This is a genomic window from Pseudoxanthobacter sp. M-2, from assembly GCF_046156265.1.
Taxonomy (GTDB): domain Bacteria; phylum Pseudomonadota; class Alphaproteobacteria; order Rhizobiales; family Segnochrobactraceae; genus CAMDHY01.
In genome coordinates this window covers 73,822-94,078 of sequence record NZ_JAWDIR010000004.1, presented here as the reverse complement: position 1 = coordinate 94,078, position 20,257 = coordinate 73,822, and the positions used below count along the sequence as shown (strand labels likewise).

18 protein-coding genes are annotated in these 20,257 nt (G+C 69.3%); 9 read left to right on the top strand and 9 right to left on the bottom strand.

Going from position 1 to position 20,257, the window contains the following annotated elements:
* Positions 1-10 precede the first annotated feature (10 nt).
* Both RUR49_RS03110 and RUR49_RS03105 read right to left on the bottom strand, forming a co-directional pair.
* Complete coding sequence (locus RUR49_RS03110) at positions 11-1,822, bottom strand: NHL repeat-containing protein (RefSeq protein WP_409144823.1); 1,812 nt, start codon at positions 1,820-1,822, stop codon at positions 11-13.
* Positions 1,823-1,910: 88 nt separating this feature from the next.
* Positions 1,911-3,407 carry a leucyl aminopeptidase gene (locus tag RUR49_RS03105; protein WP_409144822.1) on the bottom strand — a complete coding sequence of 499 codons (1,497 nt, stop codon included), beginning with the start codon at positions 3,405-3,407 and terminating at the stop codon, positions 1,911-1,913.
* 240 nt (positions 3,408-3,647) lie between these two features.
* On the opposite strand from RUR49_RS03105, the gene lptF reads away from it, so the two are divergent.
* The 5 genes from lptF to rsmA all read left to right on the top strand — a co-directional run bounded on the left by lptF (position 3,648) and on the right by rsmA (position 10,347).
* On the top strand, positions 3,648-4,829 hold the full coding sequence (lptF, locus tag RUR49_RS03100; protein ID WP_409144821.1) for an LPS export ABC transporter permease LptF: 1,182 nt from the start codon (positions 3,648-3,650) through the stop codon (positions 4,827-4,829).
* Between the two features lie 2 nt (positions 4,830-4,831).
* The gene (gene lptG / locus RUR49_RS03095; RefSeq protein WP_409144873.1) at positions 4,832-5,923 is read left to right on the top strand and encodes an LPS export ABC transporter permease LptG; all 1,092 of its coding nucleotides are present in this window, start codon (positions 4,832-4,834) and stop codon (positions 5,921-5,923) included.
* On the top strand, positions 5,920-8,391 hold the full coding sequence (locus RUR49_RS03090) for an LPS-assembly protein LptD (protein ID WP_409144820.1): 2,472 nt from the start codon (positions 5,920-5,922) through the stop codon (positions 8,389-8,391). The genes lptG and RUR49_RS03090 overlap by 4 nt, the downstream gene beginning before the upstream one ends.
* 99 nt (positions 8,392-8,490) lie before the next feature.
* Positions 8,491-9,414, top strand: coding sequence for a SurA N-terminal domain-containing protein (locus RUR49_RS03085; protein ID WP_409144819.1), 924 nt, complete (start codon positions 8,491-8,493; stop codon positions 9,412-9,414).
* A 66-nt stretch (positions 9,415-9,480) separates the two neighbouring features.
* Positions 9,481-10,347 (top strand): 16S rRNA (adenine(1518)-N(6)/adenine(1519)-N(6))-dimethyltransferase RsmA, encoded by an 867-nt coding sequence (gene rsmA / locus RUR49_RS03080; protein ID WP_409144818.1) that lies wholly within the window; start codon positions 9,481-9,483, stop codon positions 10,345-10,347.
* A 21-nt stretch (positions 10,348-10,368) separates the two neighbouring features.
* Here the strand turns inward: rsmA and gmk are convergent, their stop codons facing one another.
* The 7 genes from gmk to fabD all read right to left on the bottom strand — a co-directional run bounded on the left by gmk (position 10,369) and on the right by fabD (position 16,855).
* Positions 10,369-10,986, bottom strand: a complete 618-nt coding sequence (gene gmk, locus RUR49_RS03075) for a guanylate kinase (RefSeq protein ID WP_409144872.1) — start codon at positions 10,984-10,986, stop codon at positions 10,369-10,371.
* Positions 10,987-11,068: 82 nt separating this feature from the next.
* Entirely contained in the window at positions 11,069-11,968 is a 900-nt protein-coding gene (locus RUR49_RS03070; RefSeq protein WP_409144817.1) for a YicC/YloC family endoribonuclease, read from the bottom strand.
* Between the two features lie 70 nt (positions 11,969-12,038).
* On the bottom strand, positions 12,039-13,187 hold the full coding sequence (mltG, locus tag RUR49_RS03065; RefSeq protein WP_409144816.1) for an endolytic transglycosylase MltG: 1,149 nt from the start codon (positions 13,185-13,187) through the stop codon (positions 12,039-12,041).
* 143 nt (positions 13,188-13,330) lie between these two features.
* The gene (gene fabF / locus RUR49_RS03060) at positions 13,331-14,593 is read right to left on the bottom strand and encodes a beta-ketoacyl-ACP synthase II (RefSeq protein WP_409144815.1); all 1,263 of its coding nucleotides are present in this window, start codon (positions 14,591-14,593) and stop codon (positions 13,331-13,333) included.
* Positions 14,594-14,673: 80 nt separating this feature from the next.
* Positions 14,674-14,910 carry an acyl carrier protein gene (locus RUR49_RS03055; protein ID WP_409144814.1) on the bottom strand — a complete coding sequence of 79 codons (237 nt, stop codon included), beginning with the start codon at positions 14,908-14,910 and terminating at the stop codon, positions 14,674-14,676.
* 249 nt (positions 14,911-15,159) lie between these two features.
* Positions 15,160-15,897: a 3-oxoacyl-[acyl-carrier-protein] reductase gene (gene fabG / locus RUR49_RS03050; protein WP_409144813.1), complete on the bottom strand. Its 738-nt coding sequence runs from the start codon at positions 15,895-15,897 to the stop codon at positions 15,160-15,162.
* A gap of 13 nt (positions 15,898-15,910) precedes the next feature.
* Complete coding sequence (gene fabD, locus RUR49_RS03045) at positions 15,911-16,855, bottom strand: ACP S-malonyltransferase (RefSeq protein WP_409144812.1); 945 nt, start codon at positions 16,853-16,855, stop codon at positions 15,911-15,913.
* 426 nt (positions 16,856-17,281) lie between these two features.
* On the opposite strand from fabD, the gene rpsF reads away from it, so the two are divergent.
* The 4 genes from rpsF to RUR49_RS03025 all read left to right on the top strand — a co-directional run bounded on the left by rpsF (position 17,282) and on the right by RUR49_RS03025 (position 20,124).
* The gene (gene rpsF, locus RUR49_RS03040) at positions 17,282-17,737 is read left to right on the top strand and encodes a 30S ribosomal protein S6 (RefSeq protein WP_409144811.1); all 456 of its coding nucleotides are present in this window, start codon (positions 17,282-17,284) and stop codon (positions 17,735-17,737) included.
* A gap of 6 nt (positions 17,738-17,743) precedes the next feature.
* Complete coding sequence (gene rpsR, locus RUR49_RS03035; protein ID WP_409144810.1) at positions 17,744-17,995, top strand: 30S ribosomal protein S18; 252 nt, start codon at positions 17,744-17,746, stop codon at positions 17,993-17,995.
* 125 nt (positions 17,996-18,120) lie between these two features.
* Positions 18,121-18,690, top strand: a complete 570-nt coding sequence (gene rplI / locus RUR49_RS03030) for a 50S ribosomal protein L9 (RefSeq protein ID WP_409144809.1) — start codon at positions 18,121-18,123, stop codon at positions 18,688-18,690.
* 177 nt (positions 18,691-18,867) lie between these two features.
* On the top strand, positions 18,868-20,124 hold the full coding sequence (locus RUR49_RS03025) for a class I SAM-dependent methyltransferase (RefSeq protein WP_409144808.1): 1,257 nt from the start codon (positions 18,868-18,870) through the stop codon (positions 20,122-20,124).
* The last annotated feature ends 133 nt before the right edge of the window (positions 20,125-20,257 follow it).

The window sequence follows — 20,257 nt, the reverse complement described above, 5'->3', positions numbered from 1 at the left end:
AGGTGTCGGCTCAGGGCTTCTGCGGCGGGCCGAGCAGCGGCGTCTTCACCGGCGCCGCGGCGCCGATGAGGGCGACGAGCCCGTCGCCGCCCGCGATCGGGTCGAGCGTCTTCCAGTTGTTGGCGACCCACAGGTTGCCCGACGGATCGACCGAGACGCCGGTGAGGTGCTGGAACGCCTCGCTCCGGTAGCCGCCCTTCGGCGAGATGATGTCGCCCATCTTCGATCCCGGCGGGCAGGTCGCGGTGTTGCGGCCGCAGATGAGGTTCAGTCGCTTCAGCAGAAAGCTCGCGACCCAGACATTCTCGTTGCCGTCGAGGGCGAGGCCCCAGGCGCCGTCGAGGCTCGACACCGAGATCGGCTTGTCGAAGACGAAGTCGCCCTTCCGGTTGAGCACCCAGACGCCGTCGCGCAGGAAGTCGGCGACCCAGACGTTGCCGCCGCGGTCGACGGCGATGCCCTTCGGCGAGGATTTGTTGCCGAACTTGAAGGGCGAGGCGCCGAGGGCCGCGCCGTTCGGGCTTATCTTGGAGACGCTGCCCTGCTTGCCGGCGTTGGCGATCCACAGGTTGCCGTCGGGATCGACGGCGATGGCGAACGGCTTCTCGATGCCACCGGCGCTTACCACCTTCGTCTTGGTGCGGTCGCCGCCCTTGAAGCGGACGACGTGGTCTTCCTTGTTGCTCGAGGCCCAGACGTTGCCCTCGAAGTCGACGGTGACGCCCTGCGTGCCGTCGAGCTTGTCGGTGGCGAAGGCGGTCTTCGACAGCGGCTTGCCGAGGCGGTTGAACAGCGACATCGAGCCGCCGGCGTAGTTGCCGACCCAGACCTTGCTGTCGCCCGCCACCGCGATGCCCCAGCCCGAACCGTCGACGCCGCCGCCGACGATCGGGCTGCCGAACATCGGCCGGCCGATCGGGTCGAGGACGGTCAGTTGCTTGCCCGCCGTGGTGTCGGGCGGCATGAAGTTGTTGGTGACCCAGACGTTGGCGTCAGCGTCGAAGGCCATCGCGCCCGGCCCGTCGAAGCCGCCGGCGGTGAACTTGAGCGCGATCGTCCAGGCGACCGGGGCCTGCGTCAGGAAGGGCTTGTAGGGCGTCCTGGCGGGCAGGAGCGCGAAGACGTCGGCCGCAGCGGCGCCGGGTGAGAGCGCGATCGCCTGCGCCGCCGCCAGCGTATCCGTCGGCAGGTCTGCCCCCGGCTGCTGCGCGGCCGCGAAGAGGGCGTCGCAGTCGGCGGCGTCGCGGACGCAGCCGGAGAGGATGTCCGCCAGCGAGTTGAGCGTCGCGAGCGCCTCGGTCTTCGACCCGTTCGGCGCCAGCGCGATGGTGGCGGCCGGCTTTCCCTCCGACGTGACGAGGTTGAAGAACATCGCCCCGGCATTCGGCAGGCCCGGAGCCGGACCGGAGAGCTTTTTGCCGTCGAGGAACTGCGCGAACACGTATGCGGTCGCGACCGTCGAGAGTTCGTTGACCTCGAGGAAGCGCGGCGGGCCGGCAACGACGCTCGCGAGCCGGATGGCGCCGTTGTTGGCCGCGCCGCCCGTCGAGCCGCCGTCCGCGACGATATAGACGACAGCCGGCGCGCCGGGCGATTCGTACTGCAGGCGGAAGTTGCCCACCGCGTTGGTGGAGCCGGAGGCGAGCAGCGTCGGCGAGCCCTTGCCGGCCGAATAGAGCTTCACGTTGGAACTGGTGATCGGCACGGCGCCGGAGGCGACGCGGCCGAACAGTGTCACCTTCGCCGCCGAGGCGGGTTCCGCCGCCAGCTGAGTGGCGAACGCCGCCGTGGCGGCGAATGCCGCAATCTTCCAGACCTGCATGAACCCGACCCCCAGTCGATTCCGTCGCCGCCCCGGCGAGTATAGTCCGGCGGGGCGGCGACGCGAAAGCAAGCCGGCCGCTCCGGTTCTAGCCCTCGTAGTGGTCGGCGACGAGGCGGTCGAGAAGGCGCACGCCGAACCCGGAGCTCCACGAGCGGTTGATCTCCGTCTGCGGCGAGCCCATCGCGGTACCGGCGATGTCGAGGTGCGCCCATGGCGTCTCTCCGACGAAGCGCTTCAGGAACTGCGCCGCGGTGATCGACCCGCCATAGCGGCCGCCGGTGTTCTTGATGTCGGCCACCTTCGATTCGATCAGCTTGTCGTAGTCGGGCCCGAGCGGCATGCGCCAGACGAGCTCGCCCGTCGCCTGCCCTGCCGCCGAAAGCTGCGCCGACAGCGCATCGTCGTTGGAGAAGAGGCCGGCGTGGTGGTTGCCGAGCGCCACGATGATGGCGCCCGTCAGGGTCGCGAGGTCGACGACGAAGCGCGGCTCGAAGCGCTCGATCGCGTAGTGAAGCGCGTCGGCGAGAACGAGCCGGCCCTCGGCGTCGGTGTTGATGATCTCGATCGTCGTGCCGTTGCGGGCGGCGACGATGTCGCCCGGCCGCTGGGCGTTGCCGTCCGGCATGTTCTCGACGAGGCCGAGGATGCCGACGGCATTCACCTTCGCCTTGCGGCCGGCGAGCGCCGCCATGACACCGACGACGGCGGCGGCACCGGCCATGTCGCCCTTCATGTCCTCCATACCGGCGGCCGGCTTGATCGAGATGCCGCCGGTGTCGAAGACGACGCCCTTGCCGACGAACATCACCGGCTTGGCGCCCTCGTCGCCACCGTTCCACTTGAGGATGACGAGGCGCGGCGGCCGCGGCGAGCCCTGGGCGACGCCAAGCAACGCCCGCATGCCGAGCGCCGCGAGCTCCGGCTCGCCGAGCACCTCGACGCCGACGCCGAGATCGACCAGTTGCAGGGCGCGCTCGGCGAACTCGACGGGGCCGAGCACATTCGGCGGCTCGTTGACGAGGTCGCGGGCGAGCTTGACGCCGTCGGCGATCGCCTTGCGCGCCGCCCACGCCTCCTTCGCCCTGGCGTCGTCGCCGACCATCACGGTCAGCGCGATGTCCTTGGTGGCATCGTCGTCGTCGGCCTTCTTCGACTTGTAGCGGTCGAAGGAATAGGAGCGCAGCATCATGCCGAGGGCGACGTCGGCGGCCTGCTCGGGCGCGACGGCGCCTTGCGGCAGCTCCAGCACGATGGTGGCGGCGTCGGACTTGCCTTCGGCGACCCGGCCCATCACCGCACCGCCGAGACGCACCCAGTCGCTCTCCTTCAGCTCGCCCGCCGCACCGAGGCCGACGAGCGACAGGCGGTCGAGGTCGAGCCCGGTCGGGGTGACGAGATCGAGGCCGCTGAACAGCTTGCCCTTGAAGCGGGCGGCGGCGACGGCCCGGCGGATGATGCCTTCGCCCGCCTTGTCGAGCGCATCGCCTGCCGTTCCGAGTGCGCCGTCGGCCCCGGTCACGAGAACCGCGGACCTTGTCGCCGGCGTCGCCGGTGCAGTGAAGTCGAAATTGAGCGACGTCATCGAGACTCCTTGGGATACGGGAGGCGCGGCGCAGGCGCCTCCGGCGCTCGCGAGAGGATGGCGCGCCGGCACGGCCACAGCAAGGCCGGCAGGGCGCGGCAGATACCCTCCATTAACCAAGACGCGACATCCGCGCCACGCCGGGCCGCCGATCGACTCCCGCAAGCGCCCTCAGCCGTCCGACTGCGTTGCCACGGCCCGAGGGGAAGGAGTATCTCTCGTCGGCCCAAGGATGGTCTGATGGGATTGATCGAGCGCTACATCTTCCGGCGCGCCCTGGTGGCCTTCCTGGCGACGCTCACGGTTCTGACCGGCGTCGTCTGGGTGACCCAGGCGCTACGCCAGCTGGACCTCGTGACGGCGAAGGGCCAGGCGATCGGCGCGTTCCTCGCCATCACCGGGCTCGCGCTGCCCTTTCTCCTGTTGCTGATCGCGCCGTTCGCGGTGGTCATCGCGGCGATCGTCACGCTTGCGACGCTGAACGCCGACAGCGAGCTCGTGGTCATGCAGGCCTCCGGCGCGTCGCGCTGGCGGACGCTGAAGCCGATTCTGGCGATCGGTATCGCCGTCGGCGCCCTCGCCGCCTTCCTCACCTTCTGGGCGGCTCCGGCCGGTCTCAAGCAGGTGCGCGAGGCGCTGACGCAGGTGCGCATCGACCTCGTCGCCTCGATCATCCGGCCCGGCCGCTTCATCGAGATCGACGACGGCCTGACCTTCCACATCCGCGACCGCGGCGCCGATGGCGGCATCAGCGGCATCGTGCTCGACGACGAGCGCGACCCGGACCGGTCGATGACCTACCTCGCGAACGGCGGCCACATCGTCGAGGCACTCGACCGGACGCTGCTCGTCATGTCGAACGGCACCATCCAGCGGCGCATCCGCAAGGACGGCAGCCTGTCGATCGTCCGCTTCGACGCCTACGCCTTCGACCTCTCGAACCTGATGCCGGAGGAGAGCGCGCCGGTGTACCGGCCGAGCGAGCGCACGATCTTCGAGCTCGTCGCACTCGACGAGGCCGACGCCTACGTGCAGCAGAACCGCGGCCGCTTCCGCGCCGAGCTGCACGACCGCCTGTCGCAGCCGCTCTATCCTGTCGCCTTCGCGCTGCTGGTCTTCCTGTTCCTCGGCGAGCCGCGCACGTCGCGGCAGGGCCGTTCGATGGCGATCCTCGGCGCGATCGCGGCGGTGGTGCTGGCGCGCCTGGCGGGCTTCGGGGCCGGCACGCTCGCAGTCCGTTTCCCGGTGGCGGCAGTCGGCGTCTACGCGGTTCCGCTGGTGGCCATCGCCGGCTCGCTCGCCATCCTCCTGTCGGACCGCCGGGTGGCGCTGCCGGCCCCCCTCGCCCGCCTCGCCGATGCCTGCGGTGATCTCGTCGACGGCCTCGTCCGGCGGCTGCCGCGCCTGCCGAAGGGGGCGTGACGATGGTCGGCCGCACCCTGTCCGGCTATCTCGCGGGCCGCTTCACCCGCTGGATCCTCGGCGTGCTCGCACTCGGCGCGTTGCTGATCTTCGTGGTCGATTTCTTCGAGCTCGTGCGGCGCGCCGGTGAACGAGACGGCTTCTCCGTCGGGCGCGCCCTGGCGATGTCACTGTTGCGAACGCCGTCGCTGTCGGAGCGGCTGTGGCCCTTCGCCGCCCTCTTCGGCTCGATCGGCGCCTTCGTCGGGCTGGCGCGGCGCTCGGAACTCGTGGTGATCCGCTCCGCCGGCGTCTCGGTCTGGCAGTTCCTGGTGCCACCCGTCGCCGTCGCGGTCGTGCTGGGGATCGCCGTGACGACGATGCTCAATCCCGCCGGGGCGTGGCTGCGACAGAAGGCGGACGAGCTCGGCGTCGTCCTGCTGGGACGCGAGCAGGTGCTGGTCACCCAGACGGCGAAGGATCTTTGGCTGCGTCAGCGCGGCGTCGACGGCGACACCATCATCCACGCCCGCCAGATCCGCGAGGAAGGCGTCGAGCTCTACGGCGTCACCATCTTCTCGTTCGACACCGACGGCGGGTTCGCAGAGCGCATCGAGGCCGAATCGGCGCGGCTCGAGCCGGACCACTGGCGGCTCGCCAATGCCACCGTCTATGCGATCGACGCGGAGCCGAACCAGCACGAGAGCTTCCTCGTCGCGACCGACCTGCAGCCGGCGGAGATCCTGGAGACCCTCGGCCAGGCCGACGCGGTCTCGTTCTGGCGGCTGCCGACGCTGATCGACCGGGCGGCCCGCGCCGGGCTGTCGGTCTATCCCTACCGGCTGCAGTTCCAGTCGCTGATCGCCCTGCCGCTGCTGCTCGGCGCGATGGTGCTGATCGCCGCGACGGTCTCTCTGCGAGGGGCTCGTTTCGGCGGAACCGGCCGCCTCGTCGCAAGTGGCGTGGCCGCCGGCTTCGTGCTTTATGTCGCCACGGAGGTCGCGCGCGATCTCGGGGGAGTCGGCCTGGTTCCCCCAACCATTTCCGCTTGGTCTCCCGGGGTCGTCGCGGCGCTCCTCGGCGCGACTATCCTGCTCAATCTGGAGGACGGATGAGTCGGCCCCGGGCCGCAGGGTCGCTTGGTCGCCACCAGTCTGGCAGCACGGTCGCCGCGAGCGCCGTTGCCGCAACGGCAGTGCTGTGCCTGACGCTCGGCGGCGCGGCGGACCTCGCGGCGCAGACGCCCGAGCCGGCCACCACCACCGTTCAGAAGACGCAGAAGCCGAAGGCCGCCGGCAAGACCGAGTCGCCGGCGATGCGCGATGCGTCGGGCGCCCTCGGCTTCGATCCGGACCCGAACGCCCGCATGCTTCTGCAGGCCGACGAGCTCGTCTACGACACCCAGATCGACACCGTCTCCGCCGTCGGCAACGTCGAGATCTACTATCAGGGCTATACCCTGATCGCCGGCCGGGTCACCCTGGATCGCAAGACCAACCGGCTGCGCGCCGAAGACGGTGTGCAACTGACCGAGCCGGACGGTGCTGTCGTGACCGCGGTCGCGATGGATCTCACCGACGACTTCCGCAACGGCTTCGTCACGTCACTGCGGGTCGACACCATCGAACGCACGCGCTTCGCCGCCGAGAGCGCCACCCGCACGGATGGCGAAACGATCATCTTCGAGAAGGGCGTCTATTCCGCCTGCGCTTCCTGCCTCGTCGACCCGACGAAGAAGCCGCTCTGGCAGATCAAGGCCCGCCGCATCATCCACAAGAAAGACGAGCAGACGGTCTATTACGAGGACCCCTACCTGGAGTTCCTCGGCGTCCCGGTCGCCTGGCTGCCGTGGATGTCGCATCCCGATCCGACGGTGCGCCGCAAGTCGGGCTTCCTGGCGCCGTCGACGATCTATTCCGAGCAGCTCGGCCTCGGCGTCGCGATCCCCTATTTCTGGGCGCTTGCCCCCAACTACGACTTCACCGCCATCGTGACGCCGCTCTCCCGCCAGGGCGCCCTGGTCTCCGGGGAGTGGCGGCAGCGGTTCGTCACCGGCAGCTACATGGTGCGCGGCACCGGCATCTATCAGGCGGACCCGAACGCCTTCCGGAACACGGACGGCGATCGCGACTTCCGCGGCTCGATCGAAACCGAAGGCAAGTTCTGGCTCAACCCGCGCTGGAGCTGGGGCTGGGACCTCACGTGGACCACCGACCCGACCTTCGTGAAGGACTACCGTCGCCAGGGCAGCGGCCAGGACGAGGCCGTCTCGACGCTGTTCCTGAACGGCCTCGGCGACCGCAACTACTTCGACCTGCGCGGCTACGCCTTCCGCGTCTACCAGCAGAACACGCTGCTGGTGGATCCCGGCTATGCGCCGCCGCCGCCCTTCTCGGCTCCCGGTCTCGAGCAGCAGGAGAAGCAGCCGATCGTCCACCCGGTGCTGGACTATCGCGGCATCGCCGAGAACCCGGTCGCCGGCGGCGAGTTCGCCTGGACGACCAACCTCACCTCGCTCTCGCGCACCACGACCGACGCCTTCCTGGCACCGGGCAACGTCACGCGCTTCCGCGGTGTCGAGGGCACGTTCACACGCGCCACCGCGGACGTGTCCTGGCGCAAGCAGTACATCGACCCGATCGGCCAAGTGATCACGCCGTTCGCAGGCCTGCGCGGCGATGCGTTCTTCCTCGCCTCCGCCGACAATGCCGTTAAGCCGCTCCGGGACGAGGACTTCGTCGGCCGCGCTATGCCGATGGTCGGCATCGAATACCGCTATCCGTGGATGTTCGCGGCCAACTGGGGCACGCAGGTGATCGAGCCGGTCGCCCAGGTGATCGCCCGCCCAGACGAGACCTCCATCGGCGAGTTGCCGAACGAGGACGCGCAGAGCATCGTCTTCGACGACACCTCGCTGTTCGAGTGGGACAAGTTCACCGGCTTCGACCGTGTCGAAGGTGGCACGCGCGCCAATGTCGGCCTCGTCTACACGCTGCAGGGGAACTCCGGCGGCTCCATTTCGGCGCTGTTCGGCAAGTCGTTCCAGCTCGCCGGTCGCAACTCGTTCTCCACCGCCGATATCCTCAACTCGACCGCCTCCTCCGGCCTTCAGACGGACGCGTCGGACTACGTCGCCCGGCTCTCCGCCGATTCGCAGGCGGGCCTGCGCGTCGGCACCCGCGCCCGCTTCGACAACAACGACTTCGCCCTGAAGCGCGCGGAAGTCGCCGCGACCGGCGTGACGGGACCGCTCACCGCGCAGGTCGTCTACGCCTATCTCGGTCGTCAGCCGGGTCTCGGCATCCGCGACGACCGGCAAGAGGTGCAGAGTTCGGCCGCCCTGCGCGTCCTGCGCGATTGGCGCGTGTTCGGAACCATCCGCTACGATCTCGAACAGGACAACGTCGTCGCCAACGGCTATGGCCTCGCCTTCGACGACGACAGCTTCTCGTTGTCGCTCGCCTATGCCGAGGACCGTTCGGGGGCGACGGGTCTCGCCGTCGATCGGACGGTGTTCCTGCGCTTCGGTTTCCGCACCATCGGCGACCTCGATCTCTCGAGCGGCATCTCGCCCGACGATTGACCGGCCTGCCACCCGGGTCATCCTTTCGCCATATCGGCGCTGCAGCGAGTCGGATGGAAAGCGTCCGGACCGTTCGGCGCAAGGGGCCCGGAAAACGACATGAAAATCGCCAGGACACTCCTCGCCATCGGCCTGTGCCTCGCCATCGGCGGCGGCGTCGCGCAGGCGCAGACCTCGATCAAGGTCGTCGTCGGCAACCAGCCGATCACGAACTACGAGATCGCCCAGCGGGCGAAGTTCATCCAGCTGACGCAGCGCGTGCCGAACGCAACGAAGATGGCCACCGAAGAGCTGATCGACGAGAAGCTGCAGCTCGCGGAGGCGCGCAAGCGTGGCATCACCGTATCGGAAGGCGAGGTCAACGACGCCTATGCCGGCATCGCCTCCCGACTGAAGATGTCGCCGGACCAGCTGACGAAGGGCCTGCGCTCTGGCGGCGTCGACGCGAAGACCTTCAAGGACCGGCTGCGCGCGCAGATCGCCTGGGGGAAGGTCATCCGGGAGAAGTTCCGGGCGACGGTCGCGGTGACCGAGCAGGATGTGATCGCCGCCCTGCAGAGCAAGGTGGAGCCCGGCAAGGCAGGGGAGAAGGCGACGACGACGGAGTACGAGCTGTCGCAGGTGATCTTCGTCGTGCCTGCGAGTGCTTCCGCCGCGGTTGCGGCGCAGAAGCAGAAGGAGGCGGAGCAGTTGCGCGGTCGCTTCGCGTCATGCGCCGAAGGACTCGCCTTCGCCAAGGGCCTGCAGGGCGTCGTGATCAAGCCACTCGGCCGCCGCATGCAGTCCGATCTGTCCGACGAGAACGTCAAGATGCTCGACGAGCTGGCGGTGGGGCGCCTGACGCCGCCGCAGCGCACGGAGAACGGCGTCGAGATGGTCGCCCTCTGCAACAAGCGGGTCCTGCAGAGCGATGCTGCCGCGCGCGCGGCCATCGAGGGCGAGTTGCTCGACGAGCAGGGCAGCCTGATGTCGCGCCGTTACCTGCGCGACCTGAAGCGCAACGCCGTCATCGAGTACAAGTGACGCATCGGGTACAAGTGACGCCGGCGGGCGGCGCGGCCCGCTGACGGGATCGGGGCGACGGGGCGGATGGCGATCGACGAGCTACCGCCGCTGCGCGAGGTCATTCGCGCGCACGACCTGTCCGCCCGCAAGTCGCTTGGGCAGAACTTCCTCCTCGACCTGAACCTCACCGCCCGGATCGCGCGGTCAGCGGGCTCTCTCGACGACGTGACGGTCGTCGAGGTGGGACCCGGACCGGGGGGGCTGACGCGGGCCCTGCTCGCCTGCGGCGCCCGGCGGGTGGTGGCGATCGAGCGCGACCAGCGCTGCCTCGGCGCGCTCGCCGAGATCGCTGCCCACTATCCCGGCCGCCTCGAGATCGTCGAGGCAGATGCCCTGGCGGTGGACGATGCCGCTCTCGCGGGCGGCCCGGCGCGGATCGTCGCCAACCTGCCCTACAACATCGGCACGGCGCTGCTCGTCCGCTGGATCGAGACCGAGCCGTGGCCACCGTGGTGGCGTTCGCTGACGCTGATGTTTCAGAAGGAAGTGGCGCAGCGGATCGTCGCCTCGGTCGGCGATCCCGCCTATGGACGCCTCGCGGTACTCGCCGGCTGGCGCTGCCGCGCCCGCATCCTGTTCGACATCTCCCCGCGCGCCTTCACGCCGCCGCCGAGCGTGACCTCCTCCGTCGTGCACCTCGAGCCGATCGAGACGCCCCTGCCCTGCCGCGGCGCGGCGCTGTCGCGGGTGACGGCGGCCGGCTTCGGCCAGCGGCGCAAGATGCTGCGCCAGAGCCTGAAGAGCCTCGGCGTCGACACGCCCGCCCTGATCGAACACGCCGGCCTTAACCCCACAGCGCGGGCGGAGGAGATCGACGTGACAGGCTTCGTGGCACTCGCACGCGGGCTCGATGCGATGACGGTGCCCGGGTCGAGAATCTCAGCAAGCTGAACGGGGCAGACGGACTCCGGCCTAAAGCCCCGCCTGCAGCGTCGCGATGAAGTCGGCCAACCCCGTCAGACGCTCGCGGCGCAGGCGCTCGGCGACGACGATGGCTTTCAGCCCGCCATAGGCGCGCTGCAAATCGTCGTTGACGATGACGTAGTCGTACTCGCCCCAACGCTCGAGCTCGGTGCTCGCGTTCGTCAGGCGATTGGCGATGACCTCCGGCGCGTCTTCCGCCCGCCGCTCCAGACGCTGCCGCAGCTCCGCGGCAGACGGCGGAAGCACGAAGATCGAGACGACGTCCTGAGGCACCGCCTCGCGGATCTGGCGCGCCCCTTGCCAGTCGATGTCGAACAGCACGTCGAGGCCGCTCTCCAGGGCCTGATCCACCGTATCCTTCGGCGTGCCGTAGAAGTTGCCGTGCACCTGCGCCCACTCGAGCAGTTCGCCGCGGTCGCGCATCTGCTCGAACTGGCGAGCAGTCAGGAACCGGTAGTCGACGCCGTCGATCTCGCTGCCGCGGCGCGCACGCGTCGTCACCGAGACGGACAGGGTCAGCCGGCCGTCCTCCTCACGGTCGCGCAGGAGGTTGCGCGCGAGCGTCGACTTGCCGGCGCCGGAAGGCGACGACAGCACGAGCATCATGCCGCGACGGGCGATCGAGGGCGCGGGGGTCGTCAACGCTTCCTCCAGGGGGCAGACGGGGCGCCGGACGAGCCGGCGTCCCTCATTCGAGGTTCTGGACCTGTTCGCGGAACTGCTCGATCGTCGCCTTCAGCTCGAGGCCGATGCGCGTTAGCTCGGGATCGTTCGACTTCGAGCACAGCGTGTTGGCCTCGCGCCCGAACTCCTGGGCGAGGAAGTCGAGCCGCCGCCCAACCGGGCCGGCCTCGGCGAGGAGGGCGTGCGCCTGGCCAACGTGGGCGAGAAGACGGTCGATCTCCTCCTGCACGTCGGCGCGCGAGGCGATGAGGGCGGCCTCCTGGTGGAGACGCTCGGGATCGAGGGCGGGTGCGGCGTCGAGGATGCGGCGCAGTTGTTCCGTCAGGCGGGCGCGGATCGCGTCCGGGCGCCGGCCCTCCGTCGCCGCCGCCGCTGTCGCCAAGTCCTCGAGGCGCGCGAGCTGCGCCCCGACGACTGCCGCCACGGCCCTGCCTTCCGCCTGGCGCGCCCCGACGAGGGCAGCGACCGCCTCGTCGAGCCCGGCCAGCACGTCCCGTCGCAACGCGCGATCGTCGTCTTCGCTTCGTGTCGCGTCAATCGGCTCGAGGACCCCCCGCAGCGCCAGCAGCCCGTCGGCCGAGACCGTCGCCGACGGCACCCGCGCCCGCACGCGCTCGGCCGCGTCGATGACGGCAGCGAGTGCCGCCTCATTGAGACGGAAGCCTCCGGCGGACACCGTTTCCACCGTCAGCGTGCCACCGATGTTGCCGCGCGCGAACGCCTTGGCGATACGGCCGCGTGCTTCCCCCTCGACGTCGTCGAAGCCCGGCGGCAGGCGCAGCCGCAGTTCGAGCCCGCGCCCGTTCACCGAGCGCAGCTCCCACACCCACTGGCCGGTGGCGGACGCTCCGGAGGCGCGCGCGAAGCCGGTCATGCTGGAGACGGTCTTGCCGGAGCCAGTCATGGCGCACACCCCCCGCACCCGCATCCCGAAGCGGCCCCGAACCGACCCTCGCGCGGACTGCGCCGGCGCATCAGTTGGCCGGAGCGGCCGGCTGGGCGTCGCGGCGCTGCTGCTCGATCTCCCGCCAGCGGGCGACGTTGCGGTTGTGCTCGTCGAGCGTCACCGCGAAGACGTGTCCGCCCGTTCCGTCGGCGACGAAATAGAGGTCGTCCGTGCGAGACGGGTTCGCCACCGCCTCGAGCGATTCGCGGCCGGGATTGGCGATCGGCCCCGGCGGCAGACCGTCGATCTGGTAGGTGTTGTAGGGGTTCGGCCGCTGCAGGTCCGATCGCAGGATGGTGCGGGGCCGCAGCCACGCCGTGCCGCCGTAGATCCCGTAGAGGATGGTCGGATCGGACTGCAGCCGCATGCGCTTGTTCAGCCGGTTGATGAAGACGCCGGCGACGCGCGTGCGCTCATCCGCCTTGCCCGTTTCCTTCTCGACGATCGAGGCGAGGACGACGAGTTCCTCCGGCGACTTGATCGGGATCTCCGGGTTGCGACGCGCCCAGATGTCCTCGAGTGCCTGTTCCTGCGCGCGCTGCATGCGGTCGAGCATCTGCTGGCGCGTCGTGCCGCGGGTGAACTTGTAGGTCTCCGGCAGCAGCGCGCCCTCGGGCGGGATCGTCGCGATGGAACCCGAAAGGATGGGATCCTGGTTCAGCCGCTCGACGATCTGGGCGCTCGTCAGGCCTTCCGCGACGGTGAAGGAGTGCTGCACCGAGCGGCCGGCGATGATCGTCTCCATCACCTCGCTCATGCTCATGTGGGCGCGGAAGAGATACTCGCCCGCCTTGAGCTGGTCTTCCGTGCCGTAGAGCTTCGAGACGCCGAGGAAGACCCACGGATCGCTGATCACGCCGTGCGAGGCGAGCGTTTCGGCAATGGCATTGAGGCCGGAGCCGGGGGAGATGATGACAGCCCGATCCTCGCCCAGCGGGCCGGGCTCGGTGTACTCGACGCTACCCCAGTAGGCGAGGGCGCCGACGCCGAGGACGGCGAACACGGCCATCGTCAGCACGAAGTTCATGACGATGACGAGCGGGTTGCGGGCGGCCCGGGAGCGCGTCGGCGGCGGCGGCGCCTGCTCCGGATGGAGCGCTTCGCGCGGACTGCGCGGCGTCGGTCGCGGCGGCCGCGGCCCCCGCGGTGGCGGCGTCGTGTAGTCGTCCTCACTCATGACGGCGCAGCTTCCTCCGGCTCCCGACCGTGGACAGGTCCGCCGCCCTGCGGCCGACCGGGCTGCCCTTCGGCGGCCCCTCACTGGTGCCGCCGTCGATCGACATCATTATGGCACGCGGACCGACGAGCCGGCCTTACGCATCAGGTCTCGTACTGCCGGAATACCAGGGAGGCGTTCGTGCCGCCGAACCCGAAGGAGTTCGAGAGGACCGTCCGCACCCGCTGCTTCTTCGCGCGATGGGGAACGAGATCGATCGGGGTCTCGACCGACGGGTTGTCGAGATTGATCGTCGGGGGCACGATCTGGTCGCGGATCGCGAGCACCGAGAAGATCGCCTCGACCGACCCGGCGGCCCCGAGGAGATGACCCGTCGCCGACTTCGTCGACGACATCGACAGCGTCGCGGCGGCGTTGCCGACGACGCGCTCGACGGCGGCGAGTTCGATGGTGTCGGCCATCGTCGAGGTGCCGTGCGCGTTGATGTAGTCGAGGTCGCCGGCCGAGACGCCGGCCCGCTTCATCGCCGCCGTCATGCAGCGGAAGGCGCCGTCACCATCTTCGGAGGGAGCGGTGATGTGGTAGGCGTCGCCGGACATGCCGTAGCCGATCACCTCGGCATAGATGCGGGCGCCGCGCGCCAGCGCATGGTCGAGCGACTCGAGCACCACGATGCCCGCCCCCTCGCCCATGACGAAGCCGTCGCGATCGCGGTCGTAGGGGCGCGAGGCCTCGGTCGGCCGGTCGTTGAAGCCGGTCGACAAGGCCCGTGCGGCGCTGAAGCCGGCGATCGCCAGCCGCCCGATGGGCGATTCGGTGCCACCGGCCACCATCACGTCGGCGTCGTCGAGCGCGATCAGGCGCGCGGCGTCGCCGATGGCGTGGGCTCCGGTCGAGCAGGCCGTCACGACGGCATGGTTCGGCCCCTTCAGCCCGTGCCGGATCGACACGTAGCCGGAGGCGAGGTTGATCAGCCGGCCCGGGATGAAGAAGGGGGAGATGCGGCGCGGCCCGCGGTCGCGCAGCGTGATGGAGGCGTCCTCGATGCCGATCAGGCCGCCGATGCCGGACCCGACCAGCACACCGGTGCGGATCTGGTCCTCGTAGCGGGTCGGCTTCCAGTCGGCGTCTTCGAGAGCCTGCTGGGCAGCGGCGACGGCGTAGACGATGAACTCGTCGACCTTCCGCTGCTCCTTCGGCTCCATCCAGTCATCCGCCCTGTAGGTGCCGTTCGTGCCGTCACCCCGAGGGATCTGGCACGCCACCTGGCACGGCAGGTCGGAGACGTCGAAGCTCTCGATACGCGAGGCTCCGCTCTCGCCGGCAATGAGACGCGACCATGTCGCGTCCACGCCGCAGCCAAGCGGCGTGATCATTCCGAGACCGGTTATGACCACTCGTCGCATCGATCAGGACGCCGTTCGCTTCAAAGGAATGGCTCGTGCAGGCGACCCGAGGGCCGCCGGCGCGCGCTCCAGACGCCGTATCAGTTGGCGTTCTTCTCGAGGAACTTCACCGCGTCGCCGACGGTGAGGATCGTCTCGGCGGCGTCGTCGGGGATCTCAACGCCGAACTCTTCCTCGAAAGCCATCACGAGCTCGACGGTGTCAAGGCTGTCCGCTCCGAGATCGTCGATGAAGCTCGCATTCTCGGTCACCTTCTCGGCGTCGACGCCGAGGTGCTCGATCACGATCTTCTTCACCCGCTCAGCGATGTCGCTCATGCTCAGTCCTCGATTGGTTTCGTTCGGTTCACACAGGAGTCCGTTGGCGTCCGGATCTCGCTCGTTCACGTGGGAAGATTTGGGAGACCCCAGAGCTCCGTCGGATCACCCACGCATGGCGACAGGCCAGCATCGGGCGTTCCGGGATCGGAAGCCGCGCTCGGCCGGGGCTAGGTAACACACTTTCCAAGCCATTGCCAGCGCACCTCCAGACCCGCCAAGGGTCGGTTTCCGCACGGAAAACTCCGTTCAGACCATGGCCATGCCACCGTTCACATGGAGGGTCTGACCGGTGACATAGGCCGCCTCGTCGCTGGCGAGATAGACGCAGGCCGCCGCGACGTCGTCGGGGGTGCCGAGGCGCCCGGCAGGCACCGCCGACAGGATCGATTCGCGCTGCTTCTCATCCAGCACGTCAGTCATGGCGGTGGCGATGAAGCCCGGCGCGACGGTGTTGACCGTGATGTTGCGGCTCGCGACTTCCTTGGCCAGCGCCTTGGTCATGCCGATCATGCCGGCCTTCGCAGCGGCGTAGTTGCCCTGGCCGGCATTGCCGGTGACCCCGACGACGGACGTGATCGCGATGATACGGCCGTGGCGACGGCGCATCATGCCGCGCAGCGCCGCCCGGGCGAGGTGGAAGCCGGCCGTGAGGTTCACCTCGAGGACGGCGTCCCACTCCTCGTCCTTCATCCGCATGAACAGGTTGTCGCGGGTGATGCCGGCGTTGTTCACCAGGATGTCCACCTGGCCCATCGCGGCGTCCGCAGCCGGGAACAGAGCCGCCACCTCGGCGCGATCGGCGAGATTGGCCGGCAATACGTGGACGCGCTCACTGAGGCGCTCGGCGAGGGCCTCGAGCTTCTCGCGCCGCGTGCCGGAAACGGCGACGACGGCGCCGCGGGCGTGCAGGGCCGCGGCGATCGCCTCGCCGATGCCGCCACTCGCGCCGGTGACGAGGGCACGGCGACCCGTCAGATCGAACATGTCAGCCACTCCGTCAGCCGGCGAGACGTTCGCCGAACGCCTCGACATCGGCGGGTGTGCCCACGGCGAAGGCCCGCGCATCCCTGGCGATCCGCTTCGCGAGACCCGTCAGCACCGTTCCGGCGCCGATCTCCACGAAGCAGTCGACACCGCCGGCCGCCAGCGCCGCGACGCTCTCGCGCCACCGCACGGTCCCGGTCACCTGCTCCACGAGAAGCCGGCGGATCTCGGCGGGGTCGCTGACGGGAGACGCGGTGACGTTGGCGTAGAGCGGCACCACCGGTGCCCGCACGGTCGCCGACGCCAGCGCCTCGGCCATGACCTCGGCCGCCGGCGCCATCAGCGAGCAATGGAAGGGCGCGCTGACGGCGAGAAGCACGGCCCGCTTGGCGCCGCGGGTCTTGGCGAGGGCGACGGCGCGCTCCACCGCGGCCTTCGAACCGGAGAGCACGACCTGCCCCGGCGCGTTGTCGTTGGCGACGTCGCACACCTCGTCTTCGGCCGCCTCCGCCGCCACCGCAGCGGCGACTTCGAGATCGACGCCGAGGAGGGCGGCCATGGCGCCTTCTCCCGCGGCGACGGCGCTCTGCATTGCGAGACCGCGCGCACGCAGCAGCCGCGCGGCGTCGGTGACGGAGAGGCTGCCGGCCGCGACCAGCGCGGAATATTCACCCAGCGAATGGCCGGCGACGAAGCTCGCCATGGCCTTCACATCGACACCCGTCTCCTCGAGCGCCCGCAGCGCCGCGATCGACGTCGCCATCAGCGCCGGCTGGGCGTTGGCGGTGAGGGTAAGTGCGTCCTCAGGTCCCTCGAAGATCACCGTCGAGAGAGACTCGCCGAGCGCCTCGTCCACTTCCTCGAAGACCCGGCGTGCCGCGGCGTAGCTCTCGGCGAGCGCGCGACCCATGCCGACGCTCTGGCTGCCCTGGCCGGGAAACGTGAAGGCGGTTGTCATGGCGATCTGATCGGGTCCTGATCTTCGCGAGAACGGGCGGCTCAGGGGCGCCCAACGGGGACGCCTACCGGGGCCGTCCGGCGGCGCGACAAAGGCGCCTCGGTTCCGGGAAGTCAAGTCCGACCCGCCATCGCCCACCCCGTGCGCCGCCCGTGCGGCAAACTGGTGACGTCTGATTCGCCCGCACGCCTTGCATCCGCCGCAAGTCCGGTTAAAAGCACGCTCGATGCACTGGCTCCGGCCGGGGGCTGAACGGACGGCTGTCGCCGATCGGACTTGTTCCGGCGGCGCGGCGGCGGGTGGCGCGATCACCCATCGTCCCGTGTCTCCGCTCGCGAAGACGACGCAACTCGACGCCTTTCCCAATGGAGGCTTCGACGAGGCTCCGCGCCGGCCGTGCACGTGAACGAGGAAAGGCGGCAATCCATGCCACTCTACGAACATGTGTTCATGGCTCGACAGGACGTGTCGAGCCAGCAGGTCGATGCGCTGGTCGAGCAGTTCAAGGGCGTCATCGAGCAGAACGGCGGCCAGATCGCCAAGGTCGAGAACTGGGGCGTGAAGCCCCTCGCCTACCGCATCAAGAAGAACCGCAAGGCGCACTACGCCCTGATGAACATCGACGCCCCCCCGGCCGCCGTGGCCGAGATGGAGCGCCAGATGCGCATCAACGAGGACGTGCTGCGCTATCTGACGATCCGCGTGGAAGAGCACGAGGAAGCGCAGTCGGTGATGCTGCAGAAGCGCGACCGTGACGACCGCCGTCGCCGCGACCGCGACGACTTCGGTGGCGGCCGTGATTTCGGCGGTGGCCGTGATCGCGATCGCGACCGTGGTGAGCGCCGTCCGCGGCGCGACGACGACGCCGCCGGGCAGGAGTAAAGCGTCATGGCCGTTGATATCGCACAGCTTCCCACCCGCCGCCCGTTCTTCCGCCGCCGCAAGACGTGCCCGTTCTCCGGCGCCAATGCGCCGAAGATCGACTACAAGGACGTCAAGCTGCTGCAGCGCTACATTTCCGAGCGCGGCAAGATCGTCCCCTCGCGCATCACCGCGGTGTCGCAGAAGAAGCAGCGCGAGCTCGCCAAGGCGATCAAGCGCTCCCGCTTCCTCGGCCTGCTGCCCTACGTCATCCGTTGAGATCGCGGCGCCGGGCGGGTGATCCGTCCGGCGCATCCGCGATTTCGGCCTGGGGCCGGAGCCCGACCGTGGCGTCCGGTCTCTAACCGTCCGAACCGGGCGGGACAGTCCACAGGAGAAAACCCATGCAAGTCATCCTGCTCGAGCGGATTCCGAAGCTCGGCCAGATGGGCGACACCGTGCGCGTGCGCGACGGCTTCGCCCGCAACTTCCTGCTGCCGAAGGGCAAGGCGCTGCGCGCCACCGCCTCGAACAAGGAGCGCTTCGAGCACGAGCGCGTCCACCTCGAGGCGCGCAACCTCGAGCGCAAGAGCGAGGCCCAGGCCGTCGGCGAGAAGCTCGAGGGCAAGTCCTTCACCGCCATCCGCCAGGCCGGCGAGACGGGCCAGCTCTACGGCTCCGTGACGACCCGCGACATCGCCGACGCCATCGAGGCGGACGGTTTCTCGGTCAACCGCACGCAGGTCGACCTGCAGCAGCCGATCAAGTCGATCGGCCTGCACACGGTCCGCATCGTGCTCCACCCGGAAGTCGTCGTCTCGGTGACGCTGAATGTCGCCCGCTCGGCCGACGAGGCGGAGCGCCAGGCGCGCGGTGAGAGCCTCAACCAGCGCGACCGCGACTCGGGCTTCGAGTTCGAGCCGGAAGAGGATGAGGGCGAGGGTGACGATCGCGGCGAGAGCGCCGAGGCCTGATTCGTCGCCGGGCGGGTCCGTCCCGCTCCGTCACACGCCTGAAGCAATCGAGGACGCGGCGATCGACGCCGCGTCCTTTTCGCGTTTGCACGCACCCACTTGAGTGGTGCGCCTCGCGCGAATACCATCCGGGTCCGTACCGAGGTTTGCGCCTTGTCCCGCGCTCGGGGGCCGGAAATGATTCGTGTGCTGGAAGCCATCCTGTCGCGGGCGGTGACGCACGGGGCGCTCGAGATCGTCGGTTCCGACGGCCGATTGCGTCGTTTCGGCGACGGCATGGGAAACCCGGTGCGGGCGCGCTTCGTCGACGCGGCAACCGAGCGTGCCATCGTTCTCGACCCCGAACTGAAGTTCGGCGAAGCCTTCATGGACGGCAAGATGATCGTCGAGCAGGGATCGATCTACGATCTCCTCGACGTCCTGCTCGGCAACCTGCGGGGCGATTCGCAGCCGACCTGGCCGGCGAAGCTGCGTGGCATGTGGCGGGTGGCGACGCGCCGCCTGCGCCAGCACAACACCGAAAAGCGCGCGCGCCGCAACGTCGCCCACCACTATGACCTCGACGGCGCCCTCTACCGGCTCTTCCTCGATGCCGACCGGCAGTATTCCTGCGCGTACTTCGAGCAGCCGAACGACGACATCGAGAGCGCGCAGCTCGCCAAGAAGCGCCACCTCGCCGCCAAGCTGATGATCTCGCCGGGCCAGAGGGTTCTCGACATCGGCTGCGGCTGGGGCGGCCTCGGCCTCTATCTCGCCGACGTCTGCGAGGCCGACGTCACCGGTGTGACGCTGTCGGAGGAGCAGTACGGCGTCGCCAATGCGCGCGCCGCCGAGCGCGGCCTGTCCGATCGCGCCCGCTTCGAGCTGCGCGACTACCGATCCCTCGAGGGCCCTTTCGACCGCATCGTCTCGGTCGGCATGTTCGAGCACGTCGGCGTCGGCCATTTCGACGAGTACTTCGCCAAGGCGAAGCAACTCCTGAAGCCCGACGGCATCATGGTGCTGCACTCGATCGGCCGATTCGACGGGCCGGGCGACACCAACTCCTGGATCCAGAAGTACATCTTCCCCGGCGGCTACATCCCGGCGCTGTCGGAGGTGGTGCCGGTGATCGAGCGCCAGCGGCTGATCACCACCGACATCGAGATCCTCCGCCTGCACTATGCCGAGACGCTGAGGGCGTGGCGCGAGCGCTTCCTGGCACGGCGCGAGGAGGCGAAGGCGCTCTATGACGAGCGCTTCTGCCGGATGTGGGAGTTCTATCTGGCGGCGTCCGAGACGGCCTTCCGCCACCAGGACATGATGAACTTCCAGATCCAGTTTGCCCGCCACCAGCACGCCGTGCCGCTGACGCGCGACTACATCTTCCAGGAGGAGGAGCGGCTGCGGGAGCGCGAACAGGCCCGCACGTCGCTGCGTCTTGCCGGCGAATGAGCGGGAGCGGCCCTGGCGCCCGCGTCAAGGGGCGACGAATCGCCTAACCTCGGAAGTGGCGGCCACGGGAGTTTAGCGGGGACAACCGGTCCGCGGGGCTGGCCGCTCCCGACCGCGTCACGGTAACTCGGTC

Bases quoted from the DNA above. Each gene is read 5' to 3' on its own strand.
- RUR49_RS03110 (WP_409144823.1), bottom strand. From the start codon at position 1,822: ATGCAGGTCTGGAAGATTGCGGCATTCGCCGCCACGGCGGCGTTCGCC.
- mltG (WP_409144816.1), bottom strand. From the start codon at position 13,187: ATGAGTGAGGACGACTACACGACGCCGCCACCGCGGGGGCCGCGGCCG.
- RUR49_RS03070 (WP_409144817.1), bottom strand. From the start codon at position 11,968: ATGACTGGCTCCGGCAAGACCGTCTCCAGCATGACCGGCTTCGCGCGC.
- rplI (WP_409144809.1), top strand. From the start codon at position 18,121: ATGCAAGTCATCCTGCTCGAGCGGATTCCGAAGCTCGGCCAGATGGGC.
- lptF (WP_409144821.1), top strand. From the start codon at position 3,648: ATGGGATTGATCGAGCGCTACATCTTCCGGCGCGCCCTGGTGGCCTTC.
- RUR49_RS03085 (WP_409144819.1), top strand. From the start codon at position 8,491: ATGAAAATCGCCAGGACACTCCTCGCCATCGGCCTGTGCCTCGCCATC.
- fabG (WP_409144813.1), bottom strand. From the start codon at position 15,897: ATGTTCGATCTGACGGGTCGCCGTGCCCTCGTCACCGGCGCGAGTGGC.
- fabF (WP_409144815.1), bottom strand. From the start codon at position 14,593: ATGCGACGAGTGGTCATAACCGGTCTCGGAATGATCACGCCGCTTGGC.
- RUR49_RS03090 (WP_409144820.1), top strand. From the start codon at position 5,920: ATGAGTCGGCCCCGGGCCGCAGGGTCGCTTGGTCGCCACCAGTCTGGC.
- rsmA (WP_409144818.1), top strand. From the start codon at position 9,481: ATGGCGATCGACGAGCTACCGCCGCTGCGCGAGGTCATTCGCGCGCAC.
- RUR49_RS03105 (WP_409144822.1), bottom strand. From the start codon at position 3,407: ATGACGTCGCTCAATTTCGACTTCACTGCACCGGCGACGCCGGCGACA.
- lptG (WP_409144873.1), top strand. From the start codon at position 4,832: ATGGTCGGCCGCACCCTGTCCGGCTATCTCGCGGGCCGCTTCACCCGC.
- RUR49_RS03055 (WP_409144814.1), bottom strand. From the start codon at position 14,910: ATGAGCGACATCGCTGAGCGGGTGAAGAAGATCGTGATCGAGCACCTC.
- fabD (WP_409144812.1), bottom strand. From the start codon at position 16,855: ATGACAACCGCCTTCACGTTTCCCGGCCAGGGCAGCCAGAGCGTCGGC.
- RUR49_RS03025 (WP_409144808.1), top strand. From the start codon at position 18,868: ATGATTCGTGTGCTGGAAGCCATCCTGTCGCGGGCGGTGACGCACGGG.
- gmk (WP_409144872.1), bottom strand. From the start codon at position 10,986: ATGATGCTCGTGCTGTCGTCGCCTTCCGGCGCCGGCAAGTCGACGCTC.
- rpsF (WP_409144811.1), top strand. From the start codon at position 17,282: ATGCCACTCTACGAACATGTGTTCATGGCTCGACAGGACGTGTCGAGC.
- rpsR (WP_409144810.1), top strand. From the start codon at position 17,744: ATGGCCGTTGATATCGCACAGCTTCCCACCCGCCGCCCGTTCTTCCGC.